Raw genomic sequence first — 12,472 nt, 5'->3', positions numbered from 1 at the left:
GGAGCGGAGTAGCATGGGCATTCAACAGACAAAAATTTATCCTATCAACACCGGCTGGCTCGAAGCAGACCTCGGTACTTACATTTTCTGGAAGGGCCCAGCGGGTCAGAAGATCTGGAACCCAGTCTATTGTCACTATGTGGACACCGGCGAGCACAAGATTCTCATCGATACCGGCCTCTGTGATGAAGAGCGTGCCACAAAATATCACCACAAGTGCGACAAGCGCGGCTGCCTACAGGTGCACGAGCATCTGGAGCAAAAGCTTGGTGTGCACCCTGACGAGATCGACGCCATCGTGTTTACCCATCTGCACTGGGACCATGTGCAGAACATGAAAGAGTTCAAAAACGCGCGCTACATCGCGCCGAAGGCCGAGATCGAAATGGCCTACAACCCGCTCCCCCTCTACTACCGAACCTATGAGTCAGGTTACCTGGGCATTGAGCCCGCCTATGCTGGCTGCGTCTTTGAGGCCGTGGAGGATGAGTGCGAGGTTCTCCCCGGCATCACCATGTTCCACACACCTGGACACTCTGTGGGTCATATGGCCGTGACCGTTGCCACATCAGCCGGTGATATCGTCGTTGCCGGTGACGCCATCTTCCAGGAACGCAATTTGGAGCCCAATCCCGCCGAAGGCTGGCGCTATTGGGTGCCTGCACGGTTTGTGAATTCGTTCGAAGGTTGGAAGTCCGTCGAAGAGTTGGACAAACGTGCTGACTATGTGCTGGCTTGCCATGATAAGGTGGCCAATGAACGCTCAGACGTGTTCCCATACGAAGGCATGCCGTTGCGCAAGCGTCGCCAAGTGATCCCTGGCTACCAATTCTATTTTGGCGACATGCCGGCAGGAACAGTCGATAAATCTGCACCGGCTATGCCTAAAGCGGATGTTGAGGCATATATTGCAGGCCTTGTGCCACCAACACCGGACTGATCACCTCTTATGCACATCATCGACAGCCTGATGGCCGTGGCCGATCAATGCGATGCTGTGGTATTCGATCAATGGGGGGTGCTGCACAACGGCTCCACCCCCTACCCTGGCGCGGCTGAGGCAATTGTGGCGCTCGCCGCAGCGGGCAAGAAACTGGCCGTCCTTTCCAATTCAGGCAAACGAGCGCAGCCCAATCGTGCGCGTATCGAAGCAATGGGTTTGCCAGCACACCTCTTCGTCGAGGTCATGACATCTGGTGAGGCGTTTTGGCAGGATGTGCAAAAACAACGGGTCGACCCCGGCCGCCTGTTCGCGATCACATCCCAACCGGGCGATGCTCAAAAATGGGCTGACAACCTCACCGTTAACTGGACCGATACGCTAGAGAATGCCGACGCCATTCTTCTGATGGGCATGCCAGAAGGTGGAGATGGTTCAGATGAACGGGCCATCCTGGATCAAGCGCGCAGCCGTGGCCTGCCCCTTTACTGCACCAACCCGGATCGCGGCTCACCACGCGCAGATGGTGTGGTGCAGCTTTCACCAGGCGCTCTCGCCCACGCTTACAGCGAAGCGGGCGGGAAAGTCGCTTTCTACGGCAAACCCCATCGGCCCGTTTTCGATGCCCTCACCAAAGCTCTGGACGCTGCACCCTCATCCACTCTGATGGTTGGGGACTCTCTGGAGCATGATGTAGCAGGCGGCACCAGCGCCGGTTGGAAAACGGTTTTCGTGACAAAAGGATTGCACGCAGACGCCTTTGAAACTGGGGATGCATTGGCGGCCACAACCCAATTGGCAGGCGAACACAACGCGCCATTGCCAGACTATGTCATCCATTATCTGGCCGGAGAGGACGAAACCCATGGGTGAGCAAGCACCCCTTCCACAGGACTTCTTGGACCTATCGGCAGATTGCGGCGGCGACCCGCTTCGCGTTCAGGGACCAGGCGGCAACACATCCATCAAACTGGGCGAGACACTTTGGATCAAAGCATCCGGCACAGAGCTTGCCAACGCCCTTGACGATGACATTTTCGTAGCAGTCGATCGGGCCATCGCTCTTGCCGAGGCCAAAGGTGCAGGCGATGGCACATGCCAGGCCGCAATCCTGGATCCTGAACGCGGCTTGCGGCCCTCTATTGAAACAACGTTCCATGCCCTTATCGACTGGCCAGTCGTGGCCCACACCCACTCCGTGGCAACGCTTGTCCATGCGACCAGCGATCAAGGCTTTGCGGAGGCCAAACGCAAGCTCGATGGCTTACCGGTCGCTTTCGTGCCCTATTGCAAACCAGGGCGGCCCTTAACGGAGGCCATCGCCGCGAAGATGACACCCAGCGTCCAAGTCTTCGTTCTTGGCAATCACGGTCTCATCGTCGCAGGAGACAGCGCGCCTGATGTCGCCACCTTGATGGGCGAAGTGGAAAGACGCCTGGCCATGCCAGTTTTGGCAGATGGCTCACCGCCGGAGGGTAGCGCGCCAGACGGTTTCATTTGGCTTCAAACCAGCGCGTTGGCCCACGATGCACAGCTCTTTTCGCTCGCAACTCAAGGGTCTTATTACCCTGATCATGTCGTTTTTCTTGGACCTGCCTTACCAACACAGCCAGTTGACGGCGCACCAGCCTGTCTCATCCAAGGCCAGGACCTGGCCATCCGAAAGGAGGCCACGCCCGCGCAAAAAGCTATGGCGCAGTGTCTCAGCGATGTTCTAACGCGTCTGCCAGCAAACTGGGATCCCAATGCCATCGGCAGTGAGGCCGAAGCAGAGCTTCTCAACTGGGACGCGGAAAAGTATCGCCAAGCACTGGCAGCCCGACGCGCATGACCAACGGCGTATCCGACTTCGCTCTGGGCATTGATATTGGAACATCGGGTGTACGCACCGCGATCGTTGATCGCTTTGGCGGTGTCATTGGAACGGCCACGGCAAGCCACACGCCAACCTCGAATGAGGACGCAATGTCCTGGTGGGATGCAGTGGCACGGGCGCTGGACGATCAGGTTCAACAGTTGCGAAGCTTGAGCATTGACCCTCACCGTATTAGCCGCGCCGCGGTCGATGGAACCTCGGGGTCGATGGTTCTTGTCGATGACCAACTAGCCCCCGTCACACACGCGCTAATGTACAACAGCTCGGGGTTCATTCAGGAAGCAGAACGCATCGACCAGTTTGCTGAACTGACATCCATAACACGTGGAAGTTCATCAGCTTTGGCGCGTATGTTGCGCCTGCAAGCACACGACAAAGACGGCAAAGCAAAGCACCTCTTGCACCAAGCCGATTTCATCACCGCAAAACTTGCGGGCACCTCGCTCGGCTCAGACGATAACAACGCTTTAAAGCTCGGATGGGACCCCGCCGACCAAACGTGGCCAAGCTGGTTTGATGCGCTGGGCGTGTCGTTATCCTTGCTGCCGACAGTCCATCCAACAGGAGCAGCAATTGGCAAGTTGGGGGCTGAGACCGCAGTACGCTTTGGGCTTTCACCCGCGCTTCAACTGCATGCTGGAACCACAGATAGCATCGCCGCGTTTCTCGCCTCTGGCGCACGGCATGCCGGCGATGCGGTTACATCGCTGGGCACGACACTGGCCATCAAACTGCTAAGCGACAAGCGTATCGATGATCCAGCGAGCGGTGTGTACAGCCACAAAGTTGGCGATAGCTGGCTGGCTGGAGGTGCATCAAACACAGGCGGCGGCGTGCTGGCTTCGTTCTTCAAACGTGATGAGCTGGCCACATTGAGCGCGCAGATCGATCCGAAAACACCAAGCGAACTGGATTACTACCCGCTCCTGAGACCCGGCGAACGATTTCCGATCAACGATCCAGACCTAGCACCGCGGCTCGACCCGCGCCCACAGAGCAACGTGGACTTTCTCAAGGGCATGTTGGAGAGCATCGCCCGCATTGAGGCGCAGGGCTATGCTCGGCTCACAGAGCTCGGCTCCCCTGCTCCAAGGCGCGTTTTCACCGCAGGGGGTGGCGCCAAGAACCCTGTCTGGACCGCCATGCGCGAGCGACTTTTGGGTGTGCCTGTCGAGCAGGCCGATGAAGCTGAGGCAAGTGTTGGCGTGGCGCGCCTGTGCTGGCACGCCACGTAATCGTAAGCGGTCTTTATTTGACAGCGACGGCTTCGATCTCAACCGTTGCTCCAAGAGGTAGAGCGGCAACCGCGATACACGAGCGCGCCGGCTTGTGGTCGCCGAAAAACTCAGCATAAACGGCGTTGACGGCAGCGAAATCGCCCATGTCCGTCAAAAAAACCACCGCTTTGGCAACATCGCTCGGCCCAAGACCACCAGCGGCCAGCACTTTGCCCAAATTGCTCAGCGCCTGGCGAGCCTGTGCGGCCGCATCGCCACCAAGAAACGTACCTGTCTCATCAAGCGCAAGACAGCCAGAAATGTAGAGCGTATTGCCTGCCTGCGCGGCATGGCTGTACGGACCAACGGCTGGCGGCGCGCCATCAGCAATCAAGGTGGTTACGGGCATAGAAGCGTCTCCCTTTGGGGTGGGTCACAAAAAAAGAAGTTTGGCCGCGATAGCCGCGACCAGCAAAAAAATGGTTTGCGCAACGACCAACGCGATATGATTACCGCCAAGATTGACCATGGCACCAAGCGAGGTTTTTACCCCCAATGCGGCAATCGCCGTGATCAGCATCCAGCGGCTCGCTTCAACGAAGAACGAAACAATTGCTGGCGGCAATACGCCCGTTGAGTTGATCAGCATGAAGACGATGAAGGCGATCACAAACAGTGGAATACCTACACCTTCGCCGTCGCTTTTGCGGGTGGCGAGCAGGATCGCAAGAATGACCACTGGCAGGAGCAAGACTCGTTGCAATTTGGTGAGCGTGGCAACATTGCCCGCTTCATCGCTGATCGAAAAACCGGCACCCACCACCTGCGCAACATCATGGATCGTCGCACCGATCAGGAATCCCGCCTGCTCATCGTTGAAACCAAGCACAGAAAACAGCAATGGGTAGAGCACCATCGCGACGGTGCTCAGCGTGGTGACAGCCACCACGGTGAACAGCGTGTCACGCTCCAGATTGTCGCGTTTTGGCATAACGGCGGAGATTGCCAGCGCAGCCGATGCACCGCAGATGGCCGTTGCACCACCGGTCAGAATACCGAAGGCAATCTTTCGCTTGAATAAGGGGGCCAGCAACGCCCCGCTAAACAGCGTCAACGCGACCAGACCAATGATCACGGCAACGGGTTCCCAGCCTTGCGCTGTCACATCGCTGAGGCTGAGCCGAAAGCCAAGCAGCGCCACGCCAATGCGCAACAGTGATTTCGACGCGAACGTGATGCCACCAGCGCATTTGGGGTGGTCGGCCAAGAAGTTAAACGCCATGCCAACAAGCAACGCAAACAGCATGACCGGCGCCCCATAGTGCTCCGATAAAAAACCGGCACACAGAGCAATCGTAACGGCCAAGGCCAAGCCGCTGTAACCGCCCGCGAGCGGCTTGAAGATGGAGAACAAAGAACAGCCCCCAGACTAGCTGGTCGCGCGAAGATCGAAAGTTTCTTGAGGGAAGTATTTCTCAAGGCGAATGTCTGCCGTCTTAGCATGCCCCTCCATGCCTTCAAGGCGGGAGATACGTGCTGTGGCTTCGGCAACGGGCTTGGCGCCTTCACGCGTAGCGCGCTGCCAGGTGACAGTTTTCATGAACTTGTGAACCGAAAGCCCACCTGTATACCGCGCTGCGCCCGACGTTGGCAGCACGTGATTGGGGCCAGCAGCCTTGTCACCGAAGGCCACAGTGGTCTCCTCACCTAAAAACAATGAGCCGTAGCTCGATAGATTCTCAAGCCACCAATCCAGATTCTTCGCCTGTACATGCAAGTGCTCCGGCGCGTAACGATCGGCGGTTTGCACCATCTCGTCGCGATCCACACAGAGGATGATTTCCGCATAGTCTCGCCAAGCGGCCTCGGCGTTTTGAGCGTTGATCTTAGGCAGCTGGGCGATCAATCCGGGCACGAGAGCTCTGACCTGATTGGCCAGGGCCTCGCTATCGGTCACGAGCCAAACCGGCGAATTGTAGCCATGCTCAGCCTGACCGACCAAATCCCACGCAACCACAGTTGGATCAGCAGAGGCATCAGCGATCACCATGGAATCAGTCGGCCCAGCGAACATGTCGATGCCCACTTGTCCAAACAGCAACCGCTTGGCTTCAGCGACGAACTGATTGCCAGGACCAACCAAGATGTCCGCCTTTGGCAAGCCAAACAGGCCATAGGCCATTGCTGCGATGCCTTGAACGCCGCCCATGTTCAAGATCACATCCGCGCCACAGAGATCCATCGTGAAGAGGATAGGAGCCGGAATGCCCGCACCAGGTTTGGGTGGCGAGCAAGCAGTGATGTGCGGCACGCCAGCAACCTTGGCGGTCGTAATCGTCATGATGGCTGAGGCGATATGGCTGTAACGCCCGCCAGGCACATAGCACCCTGCCGCCGACACCGGTATTTGCCTCTGCCCTGCTGTCAAACCAGGGATGACGTCAATCTGGCAGTCTTGAATGGTCGAACGCTGCGCTTCGGCAAAGCGGCCAATATTGTCATGCGCGAAACGAATATCACTCTTCAGCTGATCCGGCACCTGTTCAATGGCAGCATCAATCATGTCGCGCCCAGCAACGATATCACCATCCCAACCGTCAAAGGCTCGGCAGTACTCTGTCGCAGCCTTCTCACCGCCACCTTCAATGGCGTGGAGCATATCAGCCACTGTCTGCTGAACGTCAGATTGGTCTGTTTCAGCCGTTTTCACGGCCGTCTTCAAGTAGGTAACGGGCATGCAAGAAAGTCCTACGTCTTCAGGTCTGCGCGTCGAAAAGCGCCCTGAACGATGCGGTCAATGACCATGGCAACAAACAAAATGGCAAAACCACCCAGAAGACCTGGCCCTTTGGCCGCGAACTGAAGCGCTTCAAGGATCACTTGGCCAAGCCCACCGCCACCAATCAGCGAAATGATCACCACCATAGAAAGGCACATAAGGATGGTCTGGTTGACACCAGTCATGATGGACGGCAGCGCCAGCGGTATCTCAACATCACGCAAAATCTGCCGTCGTGACGCACCAAAGGCTGATGCAGCCTCTTTGATGCTGTCCGGTACACCGCGAATGCCGAGCGCCGTCAAACGGATCACCGGTGGCATACCAAAAATGATGGTGGCCAAGATGCCAGGCGGATTGCCCGTACCGAAAAAGGCAATGATGGGAATGAGATAAACAAAGGCTGGAAGTGTCTGCATCAGATCCAGCACGGGTTCAGCAAACTTGTACGCGCGAAGAGACTTACCAAACCAGATGCCCAACGGGATACCGACAACCACACAAAGAACCACCGCTGCGCCAACCAAAGCCACCGTCTCCATGGCGATTTCCCAGTAGCCAAGGAAGGCGATGTAGGCGAGCGCGGCGGCGGTAAAGATGGCCACACGCGGGCCTGCTGATCGCCAAGCGATAACGCAAATGACGATCATGACCACCGGCCAAGGGGTACCCATCAGAGCCAAAGAAACGGTGTCGAGCACCGTGCGAACCGCCAACACGATACCATCAAACGTGCCGGACCCAGCGGTTGCCGCGGCATCGATTTGGCCTTCTAGCCATCGCGCTGTGCCGGTGTAGTGCTCCGGCGTCGCTGGAAACGCGAGCAGAAAATCGGGCACGTTCTCCACCGTGAAGCGGTAGACCGTCAAAGGCATCACGGCGATCAACAAAAGCGTACCAAAACCAGCAGACAGCATGCTGACGCCCGACGGAACGCGGTCAGGCGTGACACGCCACGCAGAATACTGTTTTTCATACGCGATGTTGCTCCAAACACCTTGGACAACACGGATCAAGACCAGGAGAACAATGCCGGAGATAAGGATCATCACCGCGTCAGCAGCAGCAGCTTCAGCCGTGTCACGGCTACGTTCTGCGGCACGCATCAAATTGGTGCCCAGCGTCTCAAACCGTGATCCATCCTCGCCTTGAGCGATCGCTGCAGCAGCTCTGTCCAAAAACTCTTGAGCGCGCGTTTCCTGCCTTATGGCCTGCTGCAAATCAGCCGCGCCAAGCTCTCCCCAAGTGCCTCGCCCGATCTGGACCCAGGCAATGATCTCCAAGATCAAAAAGCCCCAGAACATACCCCATACACCACGGGCGGCAGCCCAAAGCGGCCCTAACAGCGCGGCCCCTGCGTTGAAGGTCAGCGGTATGCCGGAAGTCGTGTCATGAATCTTATGAAAGATGCGTTGGTAGTAGGAAGGGTTCCGCTCAACGAATGCCGCTATGGATTGATCGAGTGCAGCACGATCAACCTGCACATCAGCAACGGCTGAAGCTTTCGATGCATCAAGGTCGGAGAGGTCATTCTTCATTACCTGATCGGTCATCACCATCCCCTACTTCCCACCTTGGATGCCGCGCAAAAGCGTGGCTTTGGAAATGTAGCCCACCTCGCTGTCGCCTTCGGTGACGACCACCGGCGCATCGCTGTCGACCGACATGTCAATGAGCGTATCAAGATCGGTGTCGTGGGAAGCGCGTTTTGCATCAGCGAGTGCCGAGCGGTCATAGCCGTTGAGCGGCTGCATGATGGAGTGCGCCTTCACAAGCTTGAGCCGCGAGATGCCCTGAACAAACTCACGAACATAATCGTCTGCCGGATTGGTCACGATCTCTTCGGGCGTACCAATCTGGACGATCACACCATCCTTCATGATCGCGATGCGATGACCAATGCGGATCGCTTCATCCAAATCGTGCGTGATGAACAGCGTTGTCTTTTTCAGTTCCGAGACAAGCGCGCTGAACTGGTCTTGAAGCTGCAAACGGATCAGAGGGTCAAGCGCAGAAAACGGCTCATCCATCAAAAGGATTTCAGGATCAGAGGCCAGAGCCCGAGCGATACCAACGCGCTGTTGCATGCCGCCCGACAGCTCTCTGGGCAAGCGATCTTCATAGCCTTGCAAATCCACCAGACCAAGCGTGTGGTCGGAGATTGCCCAACGTTGGGACTTGGGCACACCGCGAATTTCAAGTGGGTAGGCCACATTCTCGCGCACGGAGCGGTGGGGCATCAGCGCCATGTGCTGAAACACCATACCGATGTGGCGCGAGCGCATTTCGCGCAAGTCTTTTTTGCCCATCGCGCTGACATCTTCGCCGAGCACCTTGATCGTACCCGCGGTCGGTTCAATCAGTCGGTTGACATGCCGAACCAAGGTCGACTTGCCCGATCCGGACAGACCCATGATGCAAAAGATCTCACCACGCGCGACGGAAAAGCTCGCATCACGCACACCAATAACGGTGGCAAATTCCTCCAACGCCTCTGCTTTGGTGAGCCCAGTTGTCTTAGCGGCTTCCACTGTTTCGGAAGCGCGCTCGCCGAACACTTTCCAAACGTTCGACAGTTCAACCACGGCTTCGGGCTTAGGATCGACATCCACGGGGTTTCACTTCCACGCTACGATTGGAGAGAACAAGAAGGGGGGAGACGGGTGGCCAGACACGCTGGCCACCCGGGAGAAAGCAGAATGGCTTAATTTGTCAGCCAGCCGAGAACGACATCTTCGTTCTCATCAACCCACCGACGCGCGAAATCAGCTGCGTCCTCGCCTTGAACACTTAGTGCATAGCCCATTTCACTGAGCGCAGCTGACGGCATCTGGTAGGCATCAAACATCGCGGCAACTTCTGGAAAGTCATCCTGAACACTGGCAGCATAGTGAAGGTGCAAGGTAGCGCCGTTCCACGCGGTCGATGCTTCGGACTTCTCAAGCCATGCAGGATCATCGGTTGGCTGAATGATCGTCCAGGTGTCTGGATCATGCTCTGGCTCGTCCAAGATCGTTAGGTCATAGGCGACGAAGATGAAGTGCGGATCGTAGCAGAAGCCAATCCAGGGCTCTTCGGCAGCAACAGCGCTGCCAAGCGCACCCCAAGCCACCGAACCGTCATACTCCTGAAGGTCCATCACCTCGTCATAACCGTAGGAGCGTGCGCGGATGCGTTCGATAGCGGTGGACGCCCAGCCCGGAGCACCAATCCAAACCTCCGGCGTTCCATTGCCGTCGAAATCGAAGATCGCCATCTTTTCCGGATCGGTCAGATCCTCAATGCTGGTGATGTCATATTGCTCAGCAATGTAGGTTGGAACACACATGCCCTGAACGGCTTGCACGGGGTTGGTGTTCATCACAACGGACTGATTTTCCTGCACATACTGATCGTGCAGGTTTTGCTGATTGGGCATCCAGACTTCAGGGTGAAGATGCATGGACCCGGCGTCCATCGCCTCGAAAATGATTGGGTTGGTCCCATTTTGTAGCTCAACATCAAGACCGAAATTGTCTTCGATCACCACTTTGAGAATGTTGGCTGTCGCGTTCGCTGCAGGCCAGTTCGGTACGCCAAGAACCAAGTCTGCCGCCTGGGCCGAGGAAACGGCCGCGAGCGCAGCTACGCCGGTCGCAAGTGCCGTTTTGGACACGGATTTCATCATCATACTGCTTCCCTTGTTGTGTGACCGGATTGGTTTTTAGAAGAAGCCGCACCCGGTCTGTGCGCGGCTGAGGGGGAGACGCCTGTGGCACTGTCCCCAAACTGAGAAAACGTAACGGTTGCTGCGACAAGCACATCCAAGCTGTCGATCACGGGCATCTGCTCTGCGATGTCTTGAGCAAGCAGAGAGAATTCGCTGCACCCCACCAAGACGACGTCAGCACCTTGGGCTCGCAAGGCCTTCGCCATCTGTATGGAAGCTTCTCTCGCTGATGGATCATTGCCATCGCGCTTCAGCGTGCGAATGGCCGACAGAAGCGCGTCCTGGTCCTGGCCGTAGAGCGGTGTCAGACCATTGGCCGCGAAGGCTGGCTCAAAAACCGAGGTAAGCTTCACAGCCGGCGAAGCAAGCATGCCAACTTTGGCCCTCGGCTGATGCTCGGCAATCGTCTTTGCAGTTGCGTCGACCATCGACAGGAATGGAATGGCCACAGCAGATTGAATGACATCAGCATAGGCGTGCGCGGTGTTGCACGGCATCACAAGAGCTTGCGCGCCAGCGATTTCTAGCCGCTTGGCCATGGCCGACAATACAGGTCCTGGATCAGAGCCTTCGCCTTCAATGAGAGCTGCGATGCGCGAGGGCACCTGCGAATTTTGGTCAACTAGCAAAGGGATGTGATCAGCGTCATCCTCTGCAGAAACAGCGGCCAACACACGCTGCATAAAAAGAAGCGTCGCTTCCGGGCCCATACCACCCAGCACACCGATGGTCCGTAAGCGTCGGGAGCTAGGCATGGGTCACCATATCGGCGGCGACCTCAGCCAAATGTGCAGCTATGAGTTCGCAGTCGGCCAGAGAGAAGGTGAGCGGCAGGCGCATATCAAACAAGCCAGCCAAGATGCTGTCGGTCTGCGGCAGTCTCTGTTCGGGGACATACCGCCAGCTTGAATGGGCCGAGGTAAACGCAACAGGATCGGCATCACCGAACCATTTCAACTCCACACCGCGATCAGCGCTGGCCTTCAGGAAGGCACGAGCGCCACTTTCACTGATGCCGGGGACCATGAACTGGATGGATGATCCAACAAAAAATTCCTCGCTGGGACGCACCGGCAAACGAAGCTGTTCGCTCCTTTTCAACACAGCTTCGATGACCCGATAATGCTCATTCCAGCGCTTGATAGCGTCATTCAACCGCGCAAGTTGCGGCCGCAGAATCGCTGCGCGCAGATTGTCCATGCGGGCAGACATGTTGGGCGTATCAAGTTTGATATCATCGTAGACATCGACAGACGGCCCCGCGCCATGTCGGTCAAACAACATGTAAGACCCCGACATCATCGTTGCTCGCGCCATAAAGGCAGCGTCTCTAGATGTGAGGAGACCGCCTTCACCTGAGTTGATGTGTTTGTAGGTCTGCGCGGAGAAACAACCGGCAAGTCCGAAATTGCCGGACTTCGCTCCACGCCAGGAGGCGCCCATTGTGTGGGCACAGTCTTCCAACAGAGTGATCTGAAGCTCCTCTACCAAGGCAGTCAGCGCGTCCATGTCACAGAGATGCCCGCGCATGTTCGACAGCATCAGAACCTTGGCGCCAGACTGCCCTGCTTTGGAACGAAGGTCGTCCAGATTGATCACCAAATCATCGGTGATCTCTACCAGAACAGGTTCAGCACCAACGCCTGCAATGGCCCCTGGAACGGGCGCCAGCGTGAACGCGTTGGTTAGAACTTTGTCACCCGGTCGAACGCCCGCGGCACGTAGCGCGATCTGCATGGCTTGCCCACCAGACGCAACGGCCAAGCAATAAGGAACACCCTGCCAAGCGGCATACTCCCGCTCCAGCGCAACGGTCTCAGATTCTTCGCCAGGCAACGCATTGTAACGATGCAAACGCCCAGTTTGCATGACCTCAACAGCCGCTACGATACCCTCCTGAGGTATCGGCTCCTGCTGGGTAAAGCTGCCCCGAAAGGGTGGCAAACCCATC

Annotated in this window: 12 protein-coding genes; 4 read left to right on the top strand and 8 right to left on the bottom strand. The window is 57.1% G+C overall.

Annotated features, from left to right (window positions below; genetic code table 11):
* Window positions 1–13 precede the first annotated feature (13 nt).
* Genes ABWH92_RS10555 through ABWH92_RS10540 form a run of 4 tightly spaced genes read left to right on the top strand, consistent with a single transcriptional unit; the run spans window position 14 to window position 4,051 of the window.
* The gene (locus ABWH92_RS10555; protein ID WP_375568136.1) at window positions 14–940 is read left to right on the top strand and encodes an N-acyl homoserine lactonase family protein; all 927 of its coding nucleotides are present in this window, start codon (window positions 14–16) and stop codon (window positions 938–940) included.
* A 9-nt stretch (window positions 941–949) separates the two neighbouring features.
* On the top strand, window positions 950–1,813 hold the full coding sequence (locus ABWH92_RS10550; RefSeq protein WP_375568134.1) for a TIGR01459 family HAD-type hydrolase: 864 nt from the start codon (window positions 950–952) through the stop codon (window positions 1,811–1,813).
* The gene (locus tag ABWH92_RS10545; protein WP_375568132.1) at window positions 1,806–2,771 is read left to right on the top strand and encodes a class II aldolase/adducin family protein; all 966 of its coding nucleotides are present in this window, start codon (window positions 1,806–1,808) and stop codon (window positions 2,769–2,771) included. The genes ABWH92_RS10550 and ABWH92_RS10545 overlap by 8 nt, the downstream gene beginning before the upstream one ends.
* The gene (locus tag ABWH92_RS10540) at window positions 2,768–4,051 is read left to right on the top strand and encodes an FGGY-family carbohydrate kinase (protein WP_375568130.1); all 1,284 of its coding nucleotides are present in this window, start codon (window positions 2,768–2,770) and stop codon (window positions 4,049–4,051) included. Before ABWH92_RS10545 ends, ABWH92_RS10540 begins: the two co-directional genes overlap by 4 nt.
* A 13-nt stretch (window positions 4,052–4,064) precedes the next feature.
* Here ABWH92_RS10540 and ABWH92_RS10535 read toward each other — a convergent pair whose 3' ends face one another.
* The 8 genes from ABWH92_RS10535 to ABWH92_RS10500 all read right to left on the bottom strand — a co-directional run bounded on the left by ABWH92_RS10535 (window position 4,065) and on the right by ABWH92_RS10500 (window position 12,471).
* Entirely contained in the window at window positions 4,065–4,442 is a 378-nt protein-coding gene (locus ABWH92_RS10535; protein ID WP_375568129.1) for a Rid family detoxifying hydrolase, read from the bottom strand.
* Between the two features lie 24 nt (window positions 4,443–4,466).
* On the bottom strand, window positions 4,467–5,447 hold the full coding sequence (locus tag ABWH92_RS10530) for a YeiH family protein (protein ID WP_375568127.1): 981 nt from the start codon (window positions 5,445–5,447) through the stop codon (window positions 4,467–4,469).
* 15 nt (window positions 5,448–5,462) lie between these two features.
* Entirely contained in the window at window positions 5,463–6,770 is a 1,308-nt protein-coding gene (hisD, locus tag ABWH92_RS10525; RefSeq protein WP_375568125.1) for a histidinol dehydrogenase, read from the bottom strand.
* An 11-nt stretch (window positions 6,771–6,781) separates the two neighbouring features.
* On the bottom strand, window positions 6,782–8,365 hold the full coding sequence (locus ABWH92_RS10520) for an ABC transporter permease (protein ID WP_375568123.1): 1,584 nt from the start codon (window positions 8,363–8,365) through the stop codon (window positions 6,782–6,784).
* Window positions 8,366–8,374: 9 nt separating this feature from the next.
* Window positions 8,375–9,424, bottom strand: a complete 1,050-nt coding sequence (locus ABWH92_RS10515) for a glycine betaine/L-proline ABC transporter ATP-binding protein (RefSeq protein WP_375568122.1) — start codon at window positions 9,422–9,424, stop codon at window positions 8,375–8,377.
* A 92-nt stretch (window positions 9,425–9,516) separates the two neighbouring features.
* On the bottom strand, window positions 9,517–10,482 hold the full coding sequence (locus ABWH92_RS10510) for a glycine betaine ABC transporter substrate-binding protein (RefSeq protein ID WP_375568120.1): 966 nt from the start codon (window positions 10,480–10,482) through the stop codon (window positions 9,517–9,519).
* On the bottom strand, window positions 10,479–11,276 hold the full coding sequence (locus ABWH92_RS10505; RefSeq protein ID WP_375568118.1) for an aspartate/glutamate racemase family protein: 798 nt from the start codon (window positions 11,274–11,276) through the stop codon (window positions 10,479–10,481). The genes ABWH92_RS10510 and ABWH92_RS10505 overlap by 4 nt, the downstream gene beginning before the upstream one ends.
* A complete protein-coding gene (locus ABWH92_RS10500) occupies window positions 11,269–12,471 on the bottom strand; it encodes a DegT/DnrJ/EryC1/StrS family aminotransferase (RefSeq protein ID WP_375568116.1) in 1,203 nt (400 codons plus the stop codon). Before ABWH92_RS10500 ends, ABWH92_RS10505 begins: the two co-directional genes overlap by 8 nt.
* Window position 12,472 lies beyond the last annotated feature (1 nt).

Source organism: Ahrensia marina (assembly GCF_042140245.1).
In the GTDB taxonomy this organism is placed as follows: domain Bacteria; phylum Pseudomonadota; class Alphaproteobacteria; order Rhizobiales; family MH13; genus MH13.
This window is presented reverse-complemented; position numbering and strand designations above follow the sequence as displayed.

Bases quoted from the DNA above. Each gene is read 5' to 3' on its own strand.
- ABWH92_RS10555 (WP_375568136.1), top strand. From the start codon at position 14: ATGGGCATTCAACAGACAAAAATTTATCCTATCAACACCGGCTGGCTC.
- ABWH92_RS10550 (WP_375568134.1), top strand. From the start codon at position 950: ATGCACATCATCGACAGCCTGATGGCCGTGGCCGATCAATGCGATGCT.
- ABWH92_RS10545 (WP_375568132.1), top strand. From the start codon at position 1,806: ATGGGTGAGCAAGCACCCCTTCCACAGGACTTCTTGGACCTATCGGCA.
- ABWH92_RS10540 (WP_375568130.1), top strand. From the start codon at position 2,768: ATGACCAACGGCGTATCCGACTTCGCTCTGGGCATTGATATTGGAACA.
- ABWH92_RS10535 (WP_375568129.1), bottom strand. From the start codon at position 4,442: ATGCCCGTAACCACCTTGATTGCTGATGGCGCGCCGCCAGCCGTTGGT.
- hisD (WP_375568125.1), bottom strand. From the start codon at position 6,770: ATGCCCGTTACCTACTTGAAGACGGCCGTGAAAACGGCTGAAACAGAC.
- ABWH92_RS10520 (WP_375568123.1), bottom strand. From the start codon at position 8,365: ATGACCGATCAGGTAATGAAGAATGACCTCTCCGACCTTGATGCATCG.
- ABWH92_RS10510 (WP_375568120.1), bottom strand. From the start codon at position 10,482: ATGATGATGAAATCCGTGTCCAAAACGGCACTTGCGACCGGCGTAGCT.
- ABWH92_RS10505 (WP_375568118.1), bottom strand. From the start codon at position 11,276: ATGCCTAGCTCCCGACGCTTACGGACCATCGGTGTGCTGGGTGGTATG.
- ABWH92_RS10500 (WP_375568116.1), bottom strand. From the start codon at position 12,471: ATGGGTTTGCCACCCTTTCGGGGCAGCTTTACCCAGCAGGAGCCGATA.